This window comes from Acinetobacter sp. (genome assembly GCF_045628685.1).
Taxonomy (GTDB): Bacteria; Pseudomonadota; Gammaproteobacteria; order Pseudomonadales; family Moraxellaceae; genus Acinetobacter.
In genome coordinates this window covers 1-21,213 of record NZ_JAZQPV010000133.1, presented here as the reverse complement: position 1 = coordinate 21,213, position 21,213 = coordinate 1, and the positions used below count along the sequence as shown (strand labels likewise).

At 41.3% G+C, this 21,213-nt stretch carries 17 protein-coding genes and 1 pseudogene; 8 read left to right on the top strand and 10 right to left on the bottom strand.

From position 1 onward, the window contains the following. Nucleotides 1-17: 17 nt before the first annotated feature. Genes rlmD through cysM form a run of 3 tightly spaced genes read right to left on the bottom strand, consistent with a single transcriptional unit; the run spans nt 18 to nt 3,192 of the window. The gene (gene rlmD, locus ACKI4H_RS17465) at nt 18-1,421 is read right to left on the bottom strand and encodes a 23S rRNA (uracil(1939)-C(5))-methyltransferase RlmD (protein WP_407308000.1); all 1,404 of its coding nucleotides are present in this window, start codon (nt 1,419-1,421) and stop codon (nt 18-20) included. Nucleotides 1,422-1,427: 6 nt separating this feature from the next. Continuing rightward, the gene (locus tag ACKI4H_RS17460; RefSeq protein ID WP_407307998.1) at nt 1,428-2,249 is read right to left on the bottom strand and encodes a 3'-5' exonuclease; all 822 of its coding nucleotides are present in this window, start codon (nt 2,247-2,249) and stop codon (nt 1,428-1,430) included. A 22-nt stretch (nt 2,250-2,271) separates the two neighbouring features. Further along, nucleotides 2,272-3,192 (bottom strand): cysteine synthase CysM, encoded by a 921-nt coding sequence (gene cysM, locus ACKI4H_RS17455; RefSeq protein WP_407307996.1) that lies wholly within the window; start codon nt 3,190-3,192, stop codon nt 2,272-2,274. Between the two features lie 153 nt (nt 3,193-3,345). Here cysM and ACKI4H_RS17450 point away from each other — a divergent pair, with 153 nt between their 5' ends. The 5 genes from ACKI4H_RS17450 (at nt 3,346) to rsfS (ending at nt 9,282) form a co-directional block, all read left to right on the top strand. After that, entirely contained in the window at nt 3,346-6,156 is a 2,811-nt protein-coding gene (locus tag ACKI4H_RS17450) for a response regulator (RefSeq protein WP_407307994.1), read from the top strand. Nucleotides 6,157-6,287: 131 nt separating this feature from the next. Further along, nucleotides 6,288-7,076, top strand: a complete 789-nt coding sequence (locus tag ACKI4H_RS17445) for a crotonase/enoyl-CoA hydratase family protein (protein WP_407307991.1) — start codon at nt 6,288-6,290, stop codon at nt 7,074-7,076. Nucleotides 7,077-7,112: 36 nt separating this feature from the next. Further along, nucleotides 7,113-7,979, top strand: a complete 867-nt coding sequence (locus ACKI4H_RS17440; RefSeq protein ID WP_407307989.1) for an NAD(P)-dependent oxidoreductase — start codon at nt 7,113-7,115, stop codon at nt 7,977-7,979. A gap of 32 nt (nt 7,980-8,011) precedes the next feature. Continuing rightward, the gene (locus ACKI4H_RS17435; RefSeq protein ID WP_407307987.1) at nt 8,012-8,800 is read left to right on the top strand and encodes a hydroxypyruvate isomerase family protein; all 789 of its coding nucleotides are present in this window, start codon (nt 8,012-8,014) and stop codon (nt 8,798-8,800) included. Nucleotides 8,801-8,883: 83 nt separating this feature from the next. Further along, a complete protein-coding gene (gene rsfS, locus ACKI4H_RS17430; protein WP_131317097.1) occupies nt 8,884-9,282 on the top strand; it encodes a ribosome silencing factor in 399 nt (132 codons plus the stop codon). 120 nt (nt 9,283-9,402) lie between these two features. On the opposite strand, the gene ACKI4H_RS17425 is transcribed toward rsfS, so the two are convergent. From ACKI4H_RS17425 to ACKI4H_RS17405, 5 genes are all read right to left on the bottom strand, one after another. Next, nucleotides 9,403-10,011, bottom strand: coding sequence for a hypothetical protein (locus ACKI4H_RS17425; RefSeq protein WP_407307985.1), 609 nt, complete (start codon nt 10,009-10,011; stop codon nt 9,403-9,405). A gap of 11 nt (nt 10,012-10,022) precedes the next feature. Continuing rightward, a complete protein-coding gene (locus tag ACKI4H_RS17420) occupies nt 10,023-11,357 on the bottom strand; it encodes an ammonium transporter (protein ID WP_407307983.1) in 1,335 nt (444 codons plus the stop codon). A gap of 480 nt (nt 11,358-11,837) precedes the next feature. Continuing rightward, nucleotides 11,838-13,292 (bottom strand): NAD(P)(+) transhydrogenase (Re/Si-specific) subunit beta, encoded by a 1,455-nt coding sequence (locus ACKI4H_RS17415; protein ID WP_407307980.1) that lies wholly within the window; start codon nt 13,290-13,292, stop codon nt 11,838-11,840. After that, nucleotides 13,293-13,619, bottom strand: a complete 327-nt coding sequence (locus ACKI4H_RS17410; RefSeq protein WP_407307978.1) for a proton-translocating transhydrogenase family protein — start codon at nt 13,617-13,619, stop codon at nt 13,293-13,295. Between the two features lie 11 nt (nt 13,620-13,630). Further along, nucleotides 13,631-14,758, bottom strand: a complete 1,128-nt coding sequence (locus tag ACKI4H_RS17405; protein ID WP_407307976.1) for a Re/Si-specific NAD(P)(+) transhydrogenase subunit alpha — start codon at nt 14,756-14,758, stop codon at nt 13,631-13,633. 990 nt (nt 14,759-15,748) lie between these two features. Between ACKI4H_RS17405 and ACKI4H_RS17400 the strand changes: the two genes are divergently transcribed. Both ACKI4H_RS17400 and ACKI4H_RS17395 read left to right on the top strand, forming a co-directional pair. Further along, entirely contained in the window at nt 15,749-16,675 is a 927-nt protein-coding gene (locus ACKI4H_RS17400; protein WP_407307974.1) for a DMT family transporter, read from the top strand. Nucleotides 16,676-16,901: 226 nt separating this feature from the next. Next, the gene (locus tag ACKI4H_RS17395) at nt 16,902-18,089 is read left to right on the top strand and encodes an MFS transporter (RefSeq protein ID WP_407307972.1); all 1,188 of its coding nucleotides are present in this window, start codon (nt 16,902-16,904) and stop codon (nt 18,087-18,089) included. 14 nt (nt 18,090-18,103) lie between these two features. Here the strand turns inward: ACKI4H_RS17395 and ACKI4H_RS17390 are convergent, their stop codons facing one another. Beyond that, nucleotides 18,104-18,748, bottom strand: a complete 645-nt coding sequence (locus tag ACKI4H_RS17390) for a hypothetical protein (protein ID WP_407308135.1) — start codon at nt 18,746-18,748, stop codon at nt 18,104-18,106. A 696-nt stretch (nt 18,749-19,444) separates the two neighbouring features. Beyond that, entirely contained in the window at nt 19,445-20,314 is an 870-nt protein-coding gene (locus tag ACKI4H_RS17385; RefSeq protein ID WP_407308132.1) for an IS982 family transposase, read from the bottom strand. 579 nt (nt 20,315-20,893) lie between these two features. On the opposite strand from ACKI4H_RS17385, the pseudogene ACKI4H_RS17380 reads away from it, so the two are divergent. After that, a pseudogene (locus ACKI4H_RS17380) lies at nt 20,894-21,213 on the top strand (aspartate-alanine antiporter); the annotation flags it as partial.

Below are 21,213 nucleotides of genomic sequence, written 5' to 3'. Positions count from 1 at the left end.
ACCCTTCTCCTACCTCTTTACTTATCATATTCTAAATCGTTTATTTCTTTGTTTTTTTCGAATAAGGCAATAGACTCGACATGTCCCGTATGAGTAAACATATCCATCACCCCCGCCTTTTTTAATCGATAGCCCTGTCTCACCAACACCCCGGCATCTCGTGCCAAGGTTGCAGGATTACATGACACATAAACGATTCTTTTTGCACCAAATTTGGGTACATAATGCATTACTTCCTCTGCACCAGAGCGCGGAGGGTCTATCAATAATGCATCAAATCCCTGATTTGCCCAAGAATGATGCGAAAAATCTTTTGTTAAATCTTGTGAATAAAAATGGACGTGATTCATCGCATTATTTTTAGCATTTTCTGCACCACGTCGAACCATTTCCTCACTGCCTTCAACAGCCACGACTTGTCCTGTTTCACCGACACAACGAGCCAGCGGTAAAGAAAAATTACCTAGACCACAAAATAAATCCAGTACACGCTCACCCTGTTGTAACTGAAGCAAATCACATGCCAGCTTCAGCATTTGCGGATTAATCGTAGAATTTACCTGAGTAAAATCAAGCGGATTAAAGCTAAATTTCACATCAAATTCATCCAGTGCATAATGCAAACGCATCGCCGCGTTCGGATCATCCACCCGATGTAAACTGTCTGCACCCGCCGGCTGCAAATACAATTGCCACTGCTTGTTTAACGTAAACTGTTTTAATTGGTTGACATCATCTGTCGGTAATTTTTCAGTATGGCGAACTACCAGTGCAATATCTGCATCACCCATAGCCAATTCTACATGACCAATGGCAGCTTTGGCTTTTAGACTTTCGAGTAACTGCCTTAAGTCATGAATAGAGCCAAATTCACGATCCAGCACCATACACTGGTCAACAGAAATCAACTTATTACTTTGACGCTCACGGAAACCCACTACTAGTTTGTCTTGATGTGGAATATAGCGTACGCCAATCCGGGCTTTACGACGGTAGTCTTCACGTTGCGAACGCAAGGGTTCTAACCATTGTTCAGGTTGAATACCGGCAAAATGTTCTAAATGCGATTTTAAAACATCCTGCTTTAAACGAATTTGTTCATCTTGCTGAATGTGCTGCATATTACAACCGCCACACACGGTGAAATGTGGACATTTCGGTTCAACACGGGTTGCAGCAGGTGCGCTTAACAGCTCAATACTGTCCGCTTCTTCTAAACGTTTGACCACATTGGTAATTTGCGCTTTAACAGTCTCGCCAGGCAAGGCATAACTGATAAATACTTTTTTGCCTTGCTTGTCACTTGGGTGATCAGGATGTGTTCCATAGTGCGCTATCCCGCGTCCTTCGTGTGAAAGTGACTCAACCTGAAAAGTGTAAATCGGCTGTTGAGCTGGACGTGGCTTGGTTCTATGTTTCATGAATACCTAGAGTGTGGGAGAGATAAAATCTGCAGCTGTAAATTCAGTACGCTGTGAGGTTTCACGCCATACTGCCAGAAAATCTGCATGTTGAGGTTGAGTCGATAAAAACTGGATGGTGCACTGAACTGCATCACGGTAATCATTGAGTAAAAGCTGACCTTTTAATAATGACCAGCGCAGGTAAATCAACCAGGTATTGAGCACGTCACCTTCGCAATAACTGGTGAGTTTTTGCCATTCTTGCTGACGTACATATTCAGGCACATGATAGGCGCCATCACCACGCTTACCCGGATAACCGAGTAAATGGGCAACGTCATCCAACTTTTGAAATTGGCGGCCATTAAACATCGCAATCACATCCATTAAATCGACATGACGATGGTGATAACGATTCTGGTAGTTATTATAGCGCTTTTGCTGATCAATTTCGCCCTGATCGAATAAACTTGGTGCAGATAACCCATGATACATGGCGCGAAACAGAATCACCGGCAAATCAAATTGCGAGCCATTCCAGCTAACCAAAGTCGGATGACGCTTGTCAAAAATCGAGAGAAATTTCTTCAAAATTTCCGCTTCAGTGTTCTGTTCCCGGCTAAACGAGAACATCTTCATGCCGCCTTGCTCATCAAACCATAAACCAGAAATACATACAATTTCATGCAAGGCCATGCGTTGAAAGTCCATGCCGGATTCTTGACGACGCAATTTAATCAACGCCTGTTCCAGATCTGCTTCGGGCAAATCCAGACCATACAAATGCGCTCCCGATTTTAAATCGGTCAGGGTTTCTATATCGAAAATTAAAACAGGTAAGCGCATCTTAACTCACAAAATTGCAGGTTTATTCGGAATCTTCTACAGAAAACAAACCGGTAGAAAGGTAACGGTCGCCACGGTCACAGATGATACATACAATCACTGCATCCGGGTTTTCTTGCGCCAGTTGGATTGAAGCCCAAACTGCACCCCCGGATGAAGTTCCCGCACTGATGCCTTCTTTGCGCGCCAATTGACGTGCCATTTTTTCCGCTTCAATTTGTGGAATATCCATAATCCGGTCAACGCGCTTAGGATCAAAAATGGTGGGCAAATATTCTTCAGGCCAACGGCGGATACCTGCAATATTTGAACCTTCAGAAGGTTGTAAACCGATAATTTGGATATCAGGATTTTGTTTTTTTAGGTATTTGGAAATTCCCATAATCGTACCCGTCGTCCCCATGGAACTGACGAAATGGGTGATTTTACCGCCTGTTTGTTGCCAGATTTCAGGGCCGGTGGTCAGATAATGAGCTTCCATATTATCCGGATTACCAAACTGGTTAAGAACCAGGCCTTTGCCTTCTTTCTCCATTTGCAGCGCCATATCACGCGCTTCTTCCATGCTAGAAGATTCAATCAGTTCAGCCCCGTAAGCGCGCATCGCATCTTTACGTTCCTGACTTGAACTTGCAGGCATAATGAGTTTCATCTTGTAGCCACGCATCGCGGCAACCATGGCCAAGGCAATCCCTGTATTTCCGCTCGTCGCTTCAATTAACGTATCGCCTGGTTTGATTTGACCCCGTTTTTCAGCTTGCATAATCATATTATACGCTGGACGGTCTTTTACCGAACCTGCAGGATTGTTTCCTTCAAGTTTAGCCAATACTGTTGCTTGAGTGTGACTTGCTAGACGTTGCAAACGCACCAGAGGCGTTTTGCCTACGTAGTGGTCCAACAAAAATTCGTCTGCTTGAAAATCAGGGGTGGTATTACTCATTATTTGTACCTATATCGAGGTGCACCTATTGTATGAAAAAATGCTCCTCGCTGCACCCATTTAGCAGGCTTTTTATTGAAAGTGTTTAAAGCGCAGTCAGTTTTAAATAAAGCATGCTAATATTCCGAGCATAGAAAATAAACTGCTTTAATCATGTCAAATATCAATAAAAAGTTATTTAAACGTCTACACTTAAATCATGCTTATGGACAACTCATTGCACTGATTTTTGTGCCGATTATGATTTTGGCATGTGTCGGGGCATTGCTGGTTTTATCCGAAACCTCCAACGCATCGCGTGCACAACAACGTCAAATGGCAATTGCCATTGTGACCCGTTATCAACTCACCTCAGAAGCAGCAATTGACTTATTAAACAGTTATCCATGGCAGTATGATCAGGCACGCAATGCTATGCAGGTCATGCTGAATGAAAAATATTTAATTCGTGCAGCCATTATTGATGAAAAAGGTAGAAACCGTTTAAGTATTGGTTTTCAGGATCAGGAGCCTTGGCCAGAGATTAACTCTAAAGCCGCTTTTGTCGGCCCTATTCTGTATCATGATAATAATATTTATGCACTTAAAATTAATGACCATACGGAAACGCCTGCACGGCTAGTCATTGAACTGGATAATCAACCGCTTGAAATTGCGCGTTATCGAGTCATGGTTGTACTGATTGCAACCGGCTTACTGACTTTATTGCTGCTTTTATTGTGTTTGAATTTCTATTCGCGTCGCTGGATTGCACCGATGTACGAAATTCGCATGCAATTGCAACGCTTAAATGCCGATACGCTTGACCAGCACATGGTCATTAACAGTACTGGCGAATTGCGTTTGCTGCAGCGCGATATTGCCAATGTAGTCAAACGCCTGCACTTCAGCTTTTTAGAACTCAAAGAACATACCGAACAGACTGAAGATGATTTACGCCGTACTTTAGATACTTTAGAAGTTCAGAACATTACCTATCGTCAGGCACGTGACCAGGCGATTTCCGCCAACCAGTCCAAATCGGTGTTCCTGGCCAATATCAGCCATGAATTGCGTACCCCACTGAACAGTATTGATGGCTTTATTCATTTATTGCTGCGTCAAGGTAACTTGAGTAACGAGCAAAACCTGTATCTGCAAACCATTCGTAAATCATCTGCTCATCTTTTGGCTCTGATTAATGATGTACTGGATTTTTCAAAAATTGATGCCGGCAAACTGGAACTGGAAACCGCACCGTTTGACCTGGAAGAAGCCATTTTTGATGTCATGGACATGCTCTCCCCGCTCGCGGCTCAAAAGCATATCGATATGGCTTTTTATTATGCCGACAATATTCCAAAGCAAGTGATTGGTGATGCCTTACGCTTTAAACAGATTCTCACCAACCTGATTTCTAATGCGATTAAATTTACCCCAGACGGTGAAATCATTGTCCGTGCCCGTATGGAGCACGACGATATTGGACAATGCCTGTTGCACTTTAGCGTGCAGGACAGCGGGATTGGTCTCAGTGGGACTGACCGTAAAAAACTGTTTGAATCCTTCTCGCAAGGTGATACTTCGGTGACCCGTCAATTTGGCGGCACAGGACTCGGTTTGGCTATTTCCAAACAGCTGGTACATTTAATGCAAGGTCAAATTGGCTTTGAAGACAACCAGGAACGTGCACCAACTGAAAAAGGTGCCACGTTTTGGTTTAGCGCCATGTTTGCTGTAAATGACCAAATTGAAATTGTTCATCCGCACTTTAATAACATGCAGGTGGTATCTTATTTGGCCCATCCGGCGACTGCCAATATTCTGCGTCATTATCTGGAAAATTATGATGTGCATCATGTTGAAACCAGCTCGATTCTGGATCTGTTCAGCCAACTGAATCAGTTCTCGGAAAGTGATGAAAATACCTGCCTGATTGTCGATCATAGCGGTGATGGCGAAGCCTTGTTGAAAGAAATTCGTAATCGTTACCATGGCAATATTGCGGTGTACGGTTATCAGATGTCGCTTGATCCAAACATGCTGAACGAATATCGCGCGCGGCCGCTGTATCAACCCTTGAGCCGTAGCGCCTTAATCCAGCTCTTAAGCAATCAGCCAATTTTCGATCAGGATGTGCGTGAAGAATTTAACGGCCAAGGTCTGCATATCCTCGCTGTCGATGATCATTTACCGAACCTGATCGTTTTAGAAGCCTTGTTGGGTGAGCTCAATGTCAAGACCACCAAGGCGTTAAGCGGTCAGGAAGCACTGGAAATCATTCAGGACCGGATGGAAAAAAATCTGCCTGCATTTGATGTCATATTTATGGATATCCAGATGCCGGTAATGTCGGGAGTAGATACAACGCGTGCCATCCGCTCCCTGGAATCGACTTTAGAGAACCATAAACGTCTGCCAATTATTGCCTTGACGGCACATGCCCTGACAGATGAGAAACACAAATTGTTGCAGGTAGGGATGGATGATTACGTCACCAAGCCGATTCAAATGGATCAGATCATTCATATTTTGACCCAATTGACTTCAGAAAATTTTAAAACGACCACAACTGTCGATAAAACCATCCTATTTGATGCCCTTGATCCCAATATTTTAAACTGGCAACAAAGTCTGCAGCTGGCCGCCAATAAAGAAGATTTGGCAGCCGATTTACTTCAAATGCTGGTCGACAGCTTCCCTACAGAACTGAGTGAAATGCAGCAGCTGATTGAAATGGAAGATTTCCCACAACTTGAACACGTACTACATCGTTTATATGGTGCCACCCGCTATGTCGGTGTGCCTGATCTGCAAGAAGCAACCGGTAGCTTTGAGCAGTTTGTCTCGTCTTTACGTAAAGAACGGCGTAAAGCAGATGAAGCTTTTATTCAAGAAACCCTAAAACGTTTTGACGAATTATATTCTATCGTTCAACAAGTAGAACAGGCATCGAAGCAAATCTTAAATAAACAGCATATTTAAACGGCCTTATTCAAATTTTGACAGTAGCGTCTATCTTTAGATGTGACTCTACTGTCATGTATCGTGGCATGTATCAGAGAAATGCCCGTGTTATGCTCAAAACAATGGAAAAAAATTACAGGTCTATCCCCATGGCGTTACTTCACATTGAAAAAAATAATGGCATCGCAACCGTTTCTTTAAACCGCCCAGAAAAACGCAATGCCATGAGCTTTGCTTTGTTACGTGAATTGGTCAATGCAGCCAATCAAATTAAAAAAGACCGCTCGATTCGTTGTGTCATTTTAACCGGTGAAGCGCATGTGTTTAGTGCCGGGATTGATCTTGCCGATTTAAACGCACCGAAGAATACCGCTTATGCAGCTTGGGAACTCATTAAACCGGGGCAAAGCCTATTTCAGAAAGCTTTTCTGATTTGGCAAGAACTTCCTGTACCAGTCATTGCAGCAATTGAGGGTTATTGCCTCGGTGCCGGCATGCAATTGGCACTGGCTACCGATATTCGTATTGCCCATCCAGACACCAAAATGTCAATTATGGAAAGCCGCTGGGGACTGGTTCCGGACATGGGACTGACCCGATCCATTAAAGGCATTATTAATGTTGACCTGGCCAAAGAGTTGACCTTGACGGGACGTATTTTCGATGCCAACTATGCCAAAGACATTGGTCTGGTGACACATCTGGATGTATCGCCAATCAGCAAAGCTCAGGCCCTTGCAGAAGAAATGTTGCAGCGCTCCCCGGATGCACTCACTGCAGCCAAACGCATACTCGATGCGATGGAACATGCCCCGACAAAATCTTTACGCCTAGAGAAAATTTGGCAATTAAAGTTACTGTTGGGTAAAAACAGTAAATTGGCCCGTAAAAAGGACAAGAACCCAGAAGTTCAGTTTTTACCGCGCCAATATAAGTAAAATATCCAGATAACAGGCTGGTTCAGAGAAAAACATATGAGTTTTGATCGTAATACAAAAATTGCATTTTTAGGCATCGGACTGATGGGCAGCCGTATGGCAACCCGACTGATTCAAGCCGGTTTTGAAGTCGCAGTCTGGAACCGCACAGCATCTGCCTGTGATGCACTCATCGACATAGGTGCAGTCGCCTTAAAATTACAAGACATTGCAGAATATCCGGTTATTTTGACTTGTCTGGCCGATGATGCTGCAGTGCAATCGGTCTATGACCAAATTCAGAACCAGCTATCGGCTGGACAAGTGATTGTGGATTTCTCAAGTTTATCTGTGGATAAAACCAAGACTTTGGCAGAGCAGGCCCAAACTCGCCAAGTCCAGTGGATTGATTCCCCTGTTTCTGGCGGGACTGCCGGCGCTGAACTGGGAACGTTGGTGATTTTTGCCGGAGGCGACCAGCACACCATCCAGAATTTATCACTGATTTATAATATACTTTCCCAACGTGTAACCCGTATGGGCGAAACTGGAACTGGGCAAGCAACTAAAATTTGTAATCAACTGATTGTGGCAGCCAACAGCACTTTAATTGCCGAAGCCGTGGCATTAGCCGCTCAAGCAGGCGTGGATACCACTTTACTCGCCCCTGCACTTGCCGGCGGTTTTGCCGACTCGAGACCTTTCCAGATTTTAACCCCCCGTATGGCAACCCATACTTTTGAACCGGTGCAATGGAAAGTGCAAACCCTGTCAAAAGACTTAAATAATGCCGTGCAGCTTGCTGAGCAATTCAATTTAAATATTCCTGTTGCCAAACAAGCACTATCACAATTGAAAACCCATCAAAATAAAGGCTATGCTGAGGCAGATCTTGCGACGGTCATTCAACAAGTTGAATCTTAAGCATCTCATTTTCTAACGCGCAGGAGCAAGGCATGATTAAGTTAGCCGTAAATTTATCGATGATTTTTACTGAAGTGCCTTTAATTGAGCGTTTTGCTCTGGCTCGCGCACAGGGATTTAAGCATATTGAAATTCAGTTTCCCTATGAACTCAGCATTGAACAAATACAAACCCAGCTGACCATTTATGACCTCACTCTTTGCCTGATTAATGTGCCAGCGGGCGATTTAATGCAAGGTGGTAATGGTGTTGCGGGTGTACCGGGAATGGAGCTTGAATTTCATCGCGGTTTGGAACAAGCTATTCAATATGCCACAGCACTGAAGGTGCCAAGCGTGAATATTTTGGCGGGCAAGCAACCGCTGGATGCAGACCTATTGCCGTGCTTAAATACGTTGGCGAAAAATTTGAAACTTGCCTGTTCCATGCTGATTGAACATCAAATCCAACCGGTATTTGAAATGATTAATGGCACGGATATGCCGCGCTTTCTGGTTCAGAACATTGCTCAAGCACAAGAAATGCTTGAAGCCGTACAAAACCCTGCCCTGAAAATGCAATATGACTGCTATCACATGGCCATGATGGGTGAAAATATTTTTGAAACTTTAAAAGAAAATATTCACGATATTGGTCATATTCAATTTGCAGACTGGCCGGGACGGCATGAACCCGATACGGCGCAAATTAATTTTGCAGAATTTTTTCAATGGCTTAATCAAAGCAACTATGCAGGCTATACTGCGGCTGAATATCGACCACAAGCCCATTCCAAACATTCTTTTGCCTGGAAAGATAAATATTTTGTAAAATATCCGTAAAGTTAAATTATGAACAGAATTGAAATTCGGCACTAAAACCGCTATATTACACGATGAGTTATTGTCCGGAAATAAAACCCTTTATGAATTTAGAACCATCGCCCAGCGCTTCTAATTCTCTCGATTACACAATGAATTCTCAAGCTAAAGATGTACAAGCTTGCTTAAAAGTTGTACATGAAGCCCTATTAGATGTAAAAGCAAAAGATATTCTTGAACTTGATGTAAGCGCGATTAGCAATGTAGCAGACTATATGGTCATTGCTAGTGGCACATCAACCCGTCACATTAAAGCCCTCGCAGATAATGTTGCTGAAGAAGCACGTAAAGCGGGTTTCCGCCCGATCGGCGTTGAAGGTGAACGTGATGCGGAATGGATCTTAATCGATCTTGGTTTTGTAGTGGTTCATGTTATGCTTCCTACAGCGCGTAAATTTTACGACCTTGAAAGCTTATGGCGTGCTACTCCAGAATCTGCTTAAAGCAAGAAAAAGCGACCATAAGGTCGCTTTTTTCATCTTGGTGGTTCTGTTTCTAAGCATCGGTCATTTCACATGACTGAAGCTTTATCTTTTAAGTTCAATCATCAAGTTCCACAACCTTTATAATAATTGATGTAAATTCACATCAGGATATTTGGTTTTAATGTTGTTTTTCACTCGTGCATAAACCTGATCTGCTTTCACTGGTCCATAAAACTCGCAATAACATTCATAGATCGTGGTAATGACCTCGGCATAGCGGGTCAGCGGTAAAAATTCTACAAAAGCAGTCTCATTAATTTTTGCAGAAGTCACTATGGCCAAACCCATCAATTGCAGTTGTTTTTTAACTTCCTCATTAAAATCATTAAAATCAGCCTCTACAACAGTCAGCACCACACTGTCAATCAAGTCAGAGAAAGCATCTGAAAGATGAGTTGAAATCAAATCTTCCAATTCTGCTTGAGGTTTTATCTCTAATAAAACATGTTTTTCAACAATCGACATTTCAGATAAAACTTGTTTCAGCATATCCTTGCGATAACAGCGCAATTCATCGGTATTACAAATTTCACTTAAGAAGCGATTCAGTACAAAAGAAGGTTTGTCGCCATATTCCTGTTCCCAGTAATTCAAAACACTTTTCAATAGGGTACCTTGCATATAAGGACTTAAGCCACGTTCAATTGCTTGTTTTTTTTGCATCAGACTGAGTAATTCATTCGGCATGACTTCACTCCTTAATGGCGTTTAGTAATATCATCAGTTTCAAAAGTTACATCGTGCTGAAATTCGGGATAAGACAGTTCTGCATGTTCGGTATAATCCAAACCACGTTGCTCATGTTGCGTACTAACGCGTAAACCGCCCAGAATCTTTTCCAGTACTTTAAATACAATCAAGGCAATTCCAAAACCCCAGGCAAATGCGACGAGCACTCCTAAAACCTGAATTAAAATAATGTGTAAATTAAACAGATCGGTTTCAAAAAATAGGCCTGCAGCCACTGTTCCCCATGCCCCACAAAAACCATGCACAGTGACTGCATCCACGACATCATCAAGTTTTAATTTTTCCATTAAGGTCGGCAACGTACTCACTAGCAAACCTGCAATTGCACCAGTCAAAACTGCAAAGATGGGAGACATGGTTGCACAGCCTGCGGTAATTCCCACCAAACCACCCAACGATGCGTTAATGGTGGTCTTCATCAGAATCGCTTTGCCACGAATCATGGCATACAGCATATAAGCGACTGCTCCAGTACAGGCAGCCAAATGTGTGTTCAAGGCAATTCGACCAATACTCACACTGGCATTTACTGTTGAGGCAGCATTAAAACCAAACCATGCCAGCCATAGAATAAAACCCCCTAAAGCAACCAAAGGTAAGTTATGCCCTGCCAAATGGTGACTTTGTCCATTCCGTCCGAAACGACCCAAGCGAGGTCCCAATACAATAATACCTGCCAAGGCCACCCAGCCACCGATTGAATGCACCACGGTTGAACCGGCAAAGTCGATAAAGCCTAAAGCTTTCAACCAGCCCGAACCATCAAAAATACTGCCCCATGCCCAACTACCAAAGATCGGGTAAATCAAGCCACTCACTACGGCAGCACTCACCACGTATGCAATAAAATGAATTCGTTCCGCCATTGCACCACTGGCAATGGTCGTCGCCGTTGCAGCAAACATCATTTGGAAGAACAATAAATTCCAATGCCAATCCTCCATCACATTGGGTGCAAAATGAGTGGTGCCGATCCAACCTGAAGTGTTGACTCCAAACATCAAACCAAAACCGACCAACCAGAAGACCAATCCCCCCAGACAAGCATCCATATAGTTTTTCATGAGGACATTAACGGTATTCTTGCTACGTACAGAACCACTTTCCACCAATGCAAAACCGGCCTGCATAAAGAAGACCAAAATACCGCCCATCACCACCCAAACACTGTCGAGTGACAATCGTATTTCTTGAATATTGGCCGTATTTGTGGCGGCTTCACTTGCAAATGCAGGTAGTGAACATACGCATAACAGCAACACGAGATACTTTATTATTTTCATGAACAGTCCTCTATAACTTATTCACGAGATAGCAAAAGAAATGCCAAATTTAAGGAATATATTTTTTTATTTTGAAATGTTAGTAAACATGTATCTGTTAAAGCTGTTTTATCTTGGTGGACAAACCAATCAAAAACATTATGTTTAAATAAGTCGTGAAAATAGAGGTTTAAGTGCCATTTTATAAAGCATTTCAGCCACCTATCCACTTAAAAATGCACCAAACAAGATAATAAATTGAATGATTTACAATTAGGCTCCTATCATTTCTGATCTTTTTTATCTTTTTTATCTTTTTAAGAATCATCCATTCTAAAAACAAAAAACCACCCGAAGGTGGTTCTTATTTTAATCTTCCCCTTGAGGAGCAGTACTCCTTACCTTTTTCAGAAGAGGGAACATTTCCTCTTTACGAGAGGATTGTTATGTCCCCCCTCTTTTACAAAGAGGGGTTAGGGGGAGATTTATGAATAATAAAGCTTAGTGACCGCCGCCGTTAATTGCTTTGGTCATGTCTTCCACGACTTTTTTGGCATCACCAAAGATCATCATGGTCTTCTCATTATAGAACAAATCATTATCCAGACCTGCATAACCCGTTGCCATAGAACGTTTGATCACCATGATGGTACGCGCTTTATGCGCTTCCAAAATTGGCATACCGTAAATTGGTGAAGTTGGATCATCTTTTGCCGCAGGGTTAACCACGTCATTTGCACCAATCACCAGAACCACATCAGTTGCAGGGAAATCTGTATTGATTTCATCCATTTCCAGGATGTCTTCATAAGCAACATCCGCTTCTGCAAGCAATACGTTCATATGACCCGGCATACGACCTGCCACTGGGTGAATCGCAAAACGGACTTTTACGCCTTGTTCTTTCAAGATTTCACACAGTTCTTTTACTGCATTTTGTGCACGGCCTTGTGCCATACCATAACCCGGTACAATCACAACACTGTCAGCATTTGACATCAAGAAGCCCGCATCATCTGCTGAACCTGAACGGTGGTTACGCTGAACTTTTTCACCATTATCCGTTGCTGCAACTGCCGTTCCGCCCATTGCACCACCAAACAATACGTTGATGATCGAACGGTTCATCGCTTTACACATGATGTAAGACAGAATCGCACCTGATGAGCCCACTAGTGAACCTGCAACGATCAGCATGTTGTTCTCTAAAGTGAAACCAATACCTGCTGCTGCCCAACCCGAGAACGAGTTCAAAAGTGATACCACCACTGGCATATCACCACCACCAACGGGTGCAATCCATACCCAGCCAAATGCTAGCGCAAGACCAGTCATTGCCCAGAATGCAGTCATATCACCAGTTAAGAAAAACTGAACACCAAAACCGAGCATGGCAAGGAAAATGACCGCTTGTACCGGTTTAACCCAGCTACCCGAAATCGTTTTAGCCCATTTTTTCGCAGCCAACTTACCATAGGCAAATACAGAGGCTGTAAAGGTAATTGCACCTACAAAACAACCTACAAACAATTCAAATAAATGAACTTTGCTCATGTGTGCATGCTGAACACCAGCCGCTTCCAAAGCAGTCTGATTTTGAGTAAACAATGCTGTCAGCTGGTTATTATGTAGAATTGCAGCAATCGCAATTAAAACTGCTGCCAAACCGACCAATGAGTGCATCAATGCAACAGTTTCAGGCATTTGCGTCATCGGAACAGTACGTGCACGTGCAATACCGACTACACCACCGAGTACCATTGCACCGATAATCATCCAGACCACAGGATGCTCAGCAACAAAGAAAGTCGTGATCACAGCAATCGCCATTGCGATCATGCCGTAACGGTTACCTTGAATAGCCGTCTTAGGACCAGACAAACCACGAAGCGTTAAGATGAAAAGAACGGCGCCTACCAAGTAGAACCAATCCGCATAGTCTCGAATAAATTCCATTTATGAACCCTCTTTTTTCTTTTGCTTCGGCTTAAACATTTCAAGCATACGTGCAGTTACTGCAAAGCCACCGAAAATGTTGATACTTGCCAAGAACACAGCGATCGCACCCAAAACACTGACAATATTCACGCTTTGGAAAGCCACGTTGGCATCGACACCAATGATTGGTAAGCCCACAGTTTGAATCATTGCACCGACCACAATAATGGAAGACAGTGCATTGGTGACAGCCATAAGCGGTGTGTGTAAAGCGGGTGTTACGCCCCAAACCACGTAGTAACCTACGAAGATGGCAAGGACGAAAATTGTAATCGTTTCAACCATGATCTATCTCCTTAACCACGCTTTAATAGCACTTGACCGCCATGAGCAACGAGTAGCGCTTTTTGAATTTCTTCTTCAGGATTAATGACAAAGTTTTTGTCTTGATCAAAAAGAGTTTCCAGAAAATTAAAGACATTCCGTGCATACAGTGCTGAAGCTTCAGTTGCCACTGTTGCGGGGATATTTGGAATACCTAAAATGGTCACGCCATTTTCGGTCACGACATTTTCGCCGCACTTAGAACCTTCAACGTTACCGCCTGATTCAACCGCCATATCCAGGATGATTGAACCCGGTTTCATTTTGGCCACGGTTTCAGATTTGATTAAACGCGGTGCATCACGGCCTGGTAAAAGCGCAGTGGTAATCACGATGTCCGCATTGGAAACGGCTTTGTCGACAATCGCTGCCTGGTCTTTGATGTATTGCTCACCTGGCATCCATCCATAACCATTTTTAGCAGCATCGGCAGCTTTCTGCTTTTCTTCGTCAGACATTGGCACGTCTAGCCATTTACCGCCTAAAGACTCAACCTGATCGCGAGCTGTTGGACGTAAATCTGTTGCCTCAACTACAGCACCCAAGCGCTTCGCAGTTGCAATTGCTTGCAAGCCTGCAACACCAACACCCATAATGACAACACGGGCAGGTTTAACCGTACCTGCAGCAGTCATCAGCATTGGGAACATGCGCTGGTATTCTGTCGCAGCCAAAAGTACCGATTTATAACCGGCCAAATTGGCTTGCGAAGACAAGACGTCCATGTTTTGTGCGCGGGAAAGCGTACGGGGTAAAAGCTCTAAAGCAAATGCAGACACCTGCGCAGATGCAAATTGGTCAAGTTCAGTATTGCGGTACGGATCAAACATCGCAATAACGGCGCTGTTTGGAGCAAGTTTTTGAATTTCGTCACCTTTAGGTGCACGAACTTTCAAAATAATCTGACTGCCGGTATAGGCATCATCCGTAATTTTGGCACCGACTTGTTCATATGCACTGTCAATATAAGCGGCTTTCACCCCCGCTCCACGTTCAATGACCACTGTATGACCAGCACTGATCAACTTCTTTACTGTTTCTGGCGTTGCTGCCACGCGATTTTCACCGACAACAGTTTCGGTTGGGATTCCGATCTGCATGAGCCTTCCTCAAGCTAATTTTTCTTAAGTAAACATTGCGTTTAGCAATGTTTCCCCCTAGATGCATTTTTGTTGAATTTTTGGATTCTAATTGAACTTTTTTAAATTACCACCCAATATTTATTTAATAAATACCCACATACTGAACTGATGATTCATAAAAATAATTATACGATATTGTATTTATCGGTTTCGCTTTAAATAAACTTGCTTTTCTCCCCTTAAATATCTTTGCAATACTTTCTAAATTTTTATATTTAAACGCTGCTGTCGATTTTTTTAACACAATTTAAAAAATTTCGATTTGATCATTTTGACAATCCAAGTTTTTATTTAAAATAAAACCTTCATTTAAAGATGCCCCGATTTAGGGCTAAAGCAGCCTATTTAGACACTACTTTTGATAAAGCTGGTGAAAGTGACATGACACATAGTCTAATTAAACAGAAAATTTATATGTTTTTTTAAAAGATCAATTCTAAAAACAAGCTGCAAAATAAAAATCAATTGGTTGCTGTGGGGTTCAATTTCAATTGTTATTTTTGTTAACCAAGCTTTACTCGCCATAAGTCTAAGCAGGTCAAAAAAATACTTAATTTTTTTTGCTGACCATTTCGCTTGATGATGATTTAATCGTATTCTTAACTAAGTGGCTGTTTTTCGCACCATCTTGGTGCAAATTCTAAGTATTTACTCTAATATTGCTATTTCTACTGATTAAAATCATCCAATTTTAGCCTTTTATCTTTTTTTCTACTCTACATTCAGCTCATTCATCGGATCTTTGCAAAGAATCTTGCTTCAATTGAGTCCAGCCTCTTTCTGTGATCGCTGTTTTCTTGAAATAAATTAAATTCATAAAAAGGGATTCATTCCCAATTGGAATCTTAACCATCATATTTTTGCATTTCACCTCGTTTGCTAAAAACTTTATAATTCACATTTCCACACCTTCTCTTTCATACTTAAAACACGCCCCAAGTAGGTAAAATGAAACTGAGTCTAACAAGAACACAATTAGGTTCATTATTCGCTGTTTGTGCCGCCTTTTTGTTTAGTACCAAAGCTATTTTTATTAAACAGACCTATGCACTCTCCCCACTGGTTGATGGCACCGTACTCATGGCTTTAAGAATGGCCAGTGCATTGCCTTTTTTCCTTCTCATTTGCTGGTTAAGTCGACATCAGAGTAAAAACCTGGGTAGTAAAGACTGGGGCTTACTGATCCTTGCAGGCTTGATCGGCTATTACTTGGCGAGCTGGCTGGATTTCACCGGGCTGATGTATATCAGTGCCTCACTGGAACGGATTATTTTATTTTTATATCCTACGATGACGGTTCTGGCTTCAAGCATCATCTACAAACAACGCTTAAGCTTTAAAAGTCTGTTTGCGATTTTGCTCAGCTATGGCGGTACGGTGATTGTGATGTTGCAGGAACAAAGCAATGTTCCGCATCAAAGTAATTTCTGGCTGGGTGCGAGTCTGGTTTTTGCCAGTGCTGTGGCCTTTGCAAGCTACCTATTGTTGACGCCGCGACTGATTCAGAAATTCGGTTCATGGAACTTTACCGGTCTTGCACTGAGCATTGCCTGTATTGGCACACTGACCCATTATCTGATTGCAATCCCGAATCCGATGGGCTTGCTTGCGCAGTTACCCAGTACCGTCATCTGGTATGGCGTTGGGCTGGGCTTTATGGTTACGGTTTTACCTACGGTATTATTGATGCAGAGTATTGAGCGCTTAGGTGCTTCACAATCTGCCATGATTGCATCGATTGGCCCTATTCTGACCATTATTTTGGCCACCTTTTTCCTGGGTGAAAAAATGAATATGATTCAATGGTTCGGCTGTGCCTTAAATATTGTCGGTGTGATGATGATTACCTTATCAAAGAAGAAACTCGCTCACTAAACTGATTCAGTAAAATGTGGTGGATACAATAATTTCAAAATGTTTTAGAGAGAGATTTATAGCCTTTCCCAAAATAAGAGTTTTGAATTCAGGCAATGAAATAGCGTGGCAAAGATCAAGCTTTACCTGCGTGTAGACTCATTCCTGTCCCGTGTCTTGCTATACTCCTGCTGATTGAAATAAAGCAGCCACTGATTGCCGCTAATACATTAAGCAAGGGACTTTTATGCACACTTCTTTCGACATTAGCCAAGATAAATCTTTGCTCTGGCTAATGGCTATTGCTTGTGGTTTATGTGCGGGAGCAAACTATTACTGCCAGCCTTTGATTTCATCCATTCAGCAGTATTATCAGGTTCCTGAATCCCAAGTGGCACTCACCGTTACCTTTGCCCAGATCTCCTATGCATTGGGCTTATTGTTTATTGTGCCTTTGGGCGACATGCTAAATAAAAGTAAACTTATTCCCTTTCTTATGCTGGGTGCAGCCGTAGGCTTATTTATTTGCGCCAGTGCGGTGAATCTGCCGATGCTCTGGATTGGAACTATTATTGCGGGGCTTTTTTCTGTGGCTGCACAGATCCTGATTCCCTTGGCCACCATGGCGGTGAAACCGGAAAAAACCGGAGAAGTCGTTGGCTTCCTGATGAGCGGTTTACTGGTTGGTATTCTGCTTTCGACCAGTATTGCAGGATTACTTTCCGATCTGTTTCACTGGAAAATGGTCTATGGGGTCAGTGGCATCGCCATGTTTGGTTTGAGTTTCTATTTAAAAGGAAAATTACCGAGCCTGCCACGTCTCAGAATCAGCTATACAGCCATTTTCAAATCCATGGCGATATTACTAAAACAGGAACCACGCCTGGTGTTGCGCTCGCTTACAGGAGCATGCGCTTTTGCTGCCATGAGTATGCTGTTTTCTACCATAGCCTTGTTACTTACCCAGAAGCCCTTTCAGCTGTCTGATATTATGATCGGTCTAGTTACACTGATTGGGGTGTTTGGCGCGCTTTCGACTCAGGTCATTGGTAAATGGGCTGATCGAGGCGATATCAAAATCCTGAGCTGGATTGGCTGTTCTATCCTGATTGGTAGCTGGCTATTCTTATATTTTGGTGCAGTATCTTTGCTGAGCTATATTCTGGGTTATGGACTGATTAATTTAGGGCTCGCAATCACCCATAGCTGTAATCAGAACGTAATTTTTCGCTTGCGCCCAGATGCCAAATCTCGGGTCAATTCACTTTATATGACCTTGTATTTTATTGGGGGTGCCTGTGGTTCTGCACTTGGTGTTTATACCTGGCACCATGGCGGCTGGAGCATGACCTGTCTTGCAGGAATGGCGCTGGCTCTTTGCGCCAGTGTATTTGCTTTAGCAGATCAATGGCATCATGCAAGAACACCGGCATGAGGTAGAGTGCATATTTAGCTGACTTGAGCGACCGGATAGAACGGTTTTTTCAGATCAAGAGCTTTAGCATTTTCTATTAAAATACAGATAAATACCGGCATTAAAGCCGCCAAAATCCGGCAGCTTTCCTCGAATGACTTATGATTCAGCGAACTATGGTATGTGATCCCGCCATGCATGAGCTGATGGTGTAATGTATAAAAACGATGAAATAGCAGCCTTAAAACTTCAACAGAATTTCGCTCCTGCAAGGCATTCTGTATTTGTTGGTTCTGATTTTTTTGGTCTTCCTGACAGTTTTCTAGGCTAATTTTCTGATTGCGATAATCCCAAAAGCTCTGATCTAGATATGAGTTATCCAATAGCGAACGGATTGGCTGACTGTATTTTTCCCATATCATATGATTAATTTTCTGATCCAGATCCTTTTGGCAAAGGGTTTCTAGAAACTGATACAACTTTGCTGGAGCTAAAATGGTGTCTCTGTCATCTGCATAAATGGCATGAAAACTGATCCATAGACTGATAAATTTAAATTCCAGATCCTGATCCAACTCTAATGCCTTTTTAAACCAGCCTAAGCCACGATGAATTCTTAAATTAAAATGTGCTGAATTTTGTGCTTTATAGCTTTTATAAATTTCCTCCAATAACAACATCATTATTCTCCTTATTTCTATTGTTTTTTATCTATCTTTTAACTATCAAAATATACCATTCAGAAATGACTGGGAATTCCAAATTTATTTTTTATCTTATGTCATAAGCCCCGAACAAGAAGCTAAAGCCACTCAGTTTGTTTGTTAGGTTTTTCCACTTCTACCACCCTCTTTTTGTAGTATCTTCAATTCGAAATTCGACTTTAACCAAATAGCTTCCCTTCCTATTATTAAAGCAGCAAGAGCATTACTTGCTGCTTCTTTCTAGCAGAGTATGGTGTAATTACTGAAAAATGAACAACATATATTGGTGAAAACCGACTTTACTAGCCAATCCGCAAAGCTTCAACAATAGATGAACTATTTAAAAGATAAATTATTATTTTCAATCTTTTACATAAAAAATATTGTTCATGTAAAAGAGAATATTATTTTGTATTTGCTCAAGTTCGAAAAATTGCGCTGTACTTAACTTAAGAAGCGAGTTGGGAGATTGAAGTTTTATAAGCTTAACAAGATAGTCATCCCCAAAAGCCCATCATTCAAACTAAAGAATTCCTCCGCTTAAGCTCAATGAATTCTATATTTAATTAGCTTTCAAAATTAAAATATATTCTTAGAAGATTAATAATCTATACACCCATCCAATTAAATAAAATCACAACTGATAATTTAATTATTTAAACCCGATCCTGTTTAAGCCCATGATTCCATAATCTGAATTGTTGGCTTATTTCGATGGTTTAATTGGTATGCACATAATGAAGCATAGATGCCACTTAAGAAGCCTGAAATACTCCGAGCTTTACTCGTCACTAAATTATATTGCCCTTTCAAAAGGCTGAATAACGTTTCTATTTTATTGCGCTGTTTTAAGTGATATTTATCTGATGCAGTTAATTGAACTGATTTCATGTTCTTCCGATGATAGGTAATCAAATCAATATCTTGTTCTTTTAATCTGATTTTTAATTCCTGACTGATATAGCCACGATCGGCATAGAGCTTGGCGTGTAAGCCATCACCCAACTGCTCAACCATTTTAATATCAGCAATATGCCCATTGGATAAAGCCGAACAAACGATTTCGCCAAGTTGATTCATCACAATATGTAATTTACAGCCATAAAACCAGCCCATAGAGCTTTTACCACGAGAAGCAATTTTGGCTAATGATTTATGGCGCTGAATCCGTTGATTTTTACAGACAGGTAAAGTGGTTGAATCGATCCATAAATATGAGCGATGTTGACCTTTCATCAAAGCCACATGTAAAGCATGTAGTGCCAATTGATGCATATTAATGAGGTGAGTCATACGTTGATAACAAGGTAAGTGACTAAATAAATGACTTTTATCCTGCTTTAACCAAGAAAAAAACGCTTTAAAATTATTGATGTGAGAACACTTATACCAAATAGCGATAAAGATGATTTCAGAAATACTCAGTTGAGCTTTTCGGGCTCTTGAACAGTGATGAGTTTGCTTTAGAAATTTCCAATAGGTTGCTTCAAATTTTAAAAAGAAATCATCAATTACGCAGAATAATTCGATACTATTAAACATCAGGACTAGAGTTGTGAGTTTGGTGTGGTAACTCAACTGATGGCTCTAGTTCTTCTATTTTTCAAGTCAATTTCTTATCCGCGATTCGGGTTATTTAATTTCCCACAAAAATAAAATATCTTTCATCAAACAATTAAAACCCCATATATTTGATGAATATTTAATTTATAATTCAACAAAATTAACAGCCCTATAAATATCAAACACAATTCTATTAAATATATAGTAACAATTAGATCATAATACTTGAAAAATGACATATTAACTTTAAATCGCTTATTAAAAAAGAAGATTAATTACAGCAACTTAAATAACCTGAAATAAAAATATTTAAATAAAATATTTTTTATTTTCAGATAAAACATATATTTAAATAAAAATAATATTTTGTTCCAAAAATGTAATTTAACATAAAAAAAGTATTTTAATAATTAATATAAAACACTAACCAATTGATTAATATAAATCAAAATAAAAAGCCACCTATTTGCATTCTTTTAATCCAAAAGAGTATTTTTAAAAAGCAAAAAATAAATCTCAAATCAAAAATAGATTAAATAACAACAGTGAGTCTATGAAATGATTGAATGGCTACAAGGTGAATTAAAACATAGCCCTGAAATTCTATTGTTTTTATCTTTAGCAATAGGCTTTTGGATTGGAAAATTTCAATTTGGTAAATTTCAGCTCGGCGGTGTAGCTGGCTCATTGCTTGCCGCTGTTGTTCTCAGTCTTATTGGTGTACCCGTCGACAATGGCGTTAAGGCCATCCTCTTTGCACTGTTTATTTATGCAGTAGGTTTCGAAAGTGGTCCCCAATTCTTCAAATCGCTGGGACCCAAATCACTCAAAGAAATTCTATTAGCGGTATTTATGGCAGTTTGCGGACTGGCTACCGT

What these genes read in the sequence shown, in the direction of transcription:
- ACKI4H_RS17425 (WP_407307985.1), bottom strand. Translation starts at nt 10,011, where the DNA reads ATGCCGAATGAATTACTCAGTCTGATGCAAAAAAAACAAGCAATTGAA.
- ACKI4H_RS17450 (WP_407307994.1), top strand. Translation starts at nt 3,346, where the DNA reads ATGTCAAATATCAATAAAAAGTTATTTAAACGTCTACACTTAAATCAT.
- cysM (WP_407307996.1), bottom strand. Translation starts at nt 3,192, where the DNA reads ATGAGTAATACCACCCCTGATTTTCAAGCAGACGAATTTTTGTTGGAC.
- ACKI4H_RS17415 (WP_407307980.1), bottom strand. Translation starts at nt 13,292, where the DNA reads ATGGAATTTATTCGAGACTATGCGGATTGGTTCTACTTGGTAGGCGCC.
- ACKI4H_RS17435 (WP_407307987.1), top strand. Translation starts at nt 8,012, where the DNA reads ATGATTAAGTTAGCCGTAAATTTATCGATGATTTTTACTGAAGTGCCT.
- rlmD (WP_407308000.1), bottom strand. Translation starts at nt 1,421, where the DNA reads ATGAAACATAGAACCAAGCCACGTCCAGCTCAACAGCCGATTTACACT.
- ACKI4H_RS17420 (WP_407307983.1), bottom strand. Translation starts at nt 11,357, where the DNA reads ATGAAAATAATAAAGTATCTCGTGTTGCTGTTATGCGTATGTTCACTA.
- rsfS (WP_131317097.1), top strand. Translation starts at nt 8,884, where the DNA reads ATGAATTTAGAACCATCGCCCAGCGCTTCTAATTCTCTCGATTACACA.
- ACKI4H_RS17395 (WP_407307972.1), top strand. Translation starts at nt 16,902, where the DNA reads ATGCACACTTCTTTCGACATTAGCCAAGATAAATCTTTGCTCTGGCTA.
- ACKI4H_RS17400 (WP_407307974.1), top strand. Translation starts at nt 15,749, where the DNA reads ATGAAACTGAGTCTAACAAGAACACAATTAGGTTCATTATTCGCTGTT.
- ACKI4H_RS17460 (WP_407307998.1), bottom strand. Translation starts at nt 2,249, where the DNA reads ATGCGCTTACCTGTTTTAATTTTCGATATAGAAACCCTGACCGATTTA.
- ACKI4H_RS17390 (WP_407308135.1), bottom strand. Translation starts at nt 18,748, where the DNA reads ATGTTGTTATTGGAGGAAATTTATAAAAGCTATAAAGCACAAAATTCA.
- ACKI4H_RS17410 (WP_407307978.1), bottom strand. Translation starts at nt 13,619, where the DNA reads ATGGTTGAAACGATTACAATTTTCGTCCTTGCCATCTTCGTAGGTTAC.
- ACKI4H_RS17445 (WP_407307991.1), top strand. Translation starts at nt 6,288, where the DNA reads ATGGCGTTACTTCACATTGAAAAAAATAATGGCATCGCAACCGTTTCT.
- ACKI4H_RS17440 (WP_407307989.1), top strand. Translation starts at nt 7,113, where the DNA reads ATGAGTTTTGATCGTAATACAAAAATTGCATTTTTAGGCATCGGACTG.
- ACKI4H_RS17405 (WP_407307976.1), bottom strand. Translation starts at nt 14,758, where the DNA reads ATGCAGATCGGAATCCCAACCGAAACTGTTGTCGGTGAAAATCGCGTG.
- ACKI4H_RS17385 (WP_407308132.1), bottom strand. Translation starts at nt 20,314, where the DNA reads ATGTTTAATAGTATCGAATTATTCTGCGTAATTGATGATTTCTTTTTA.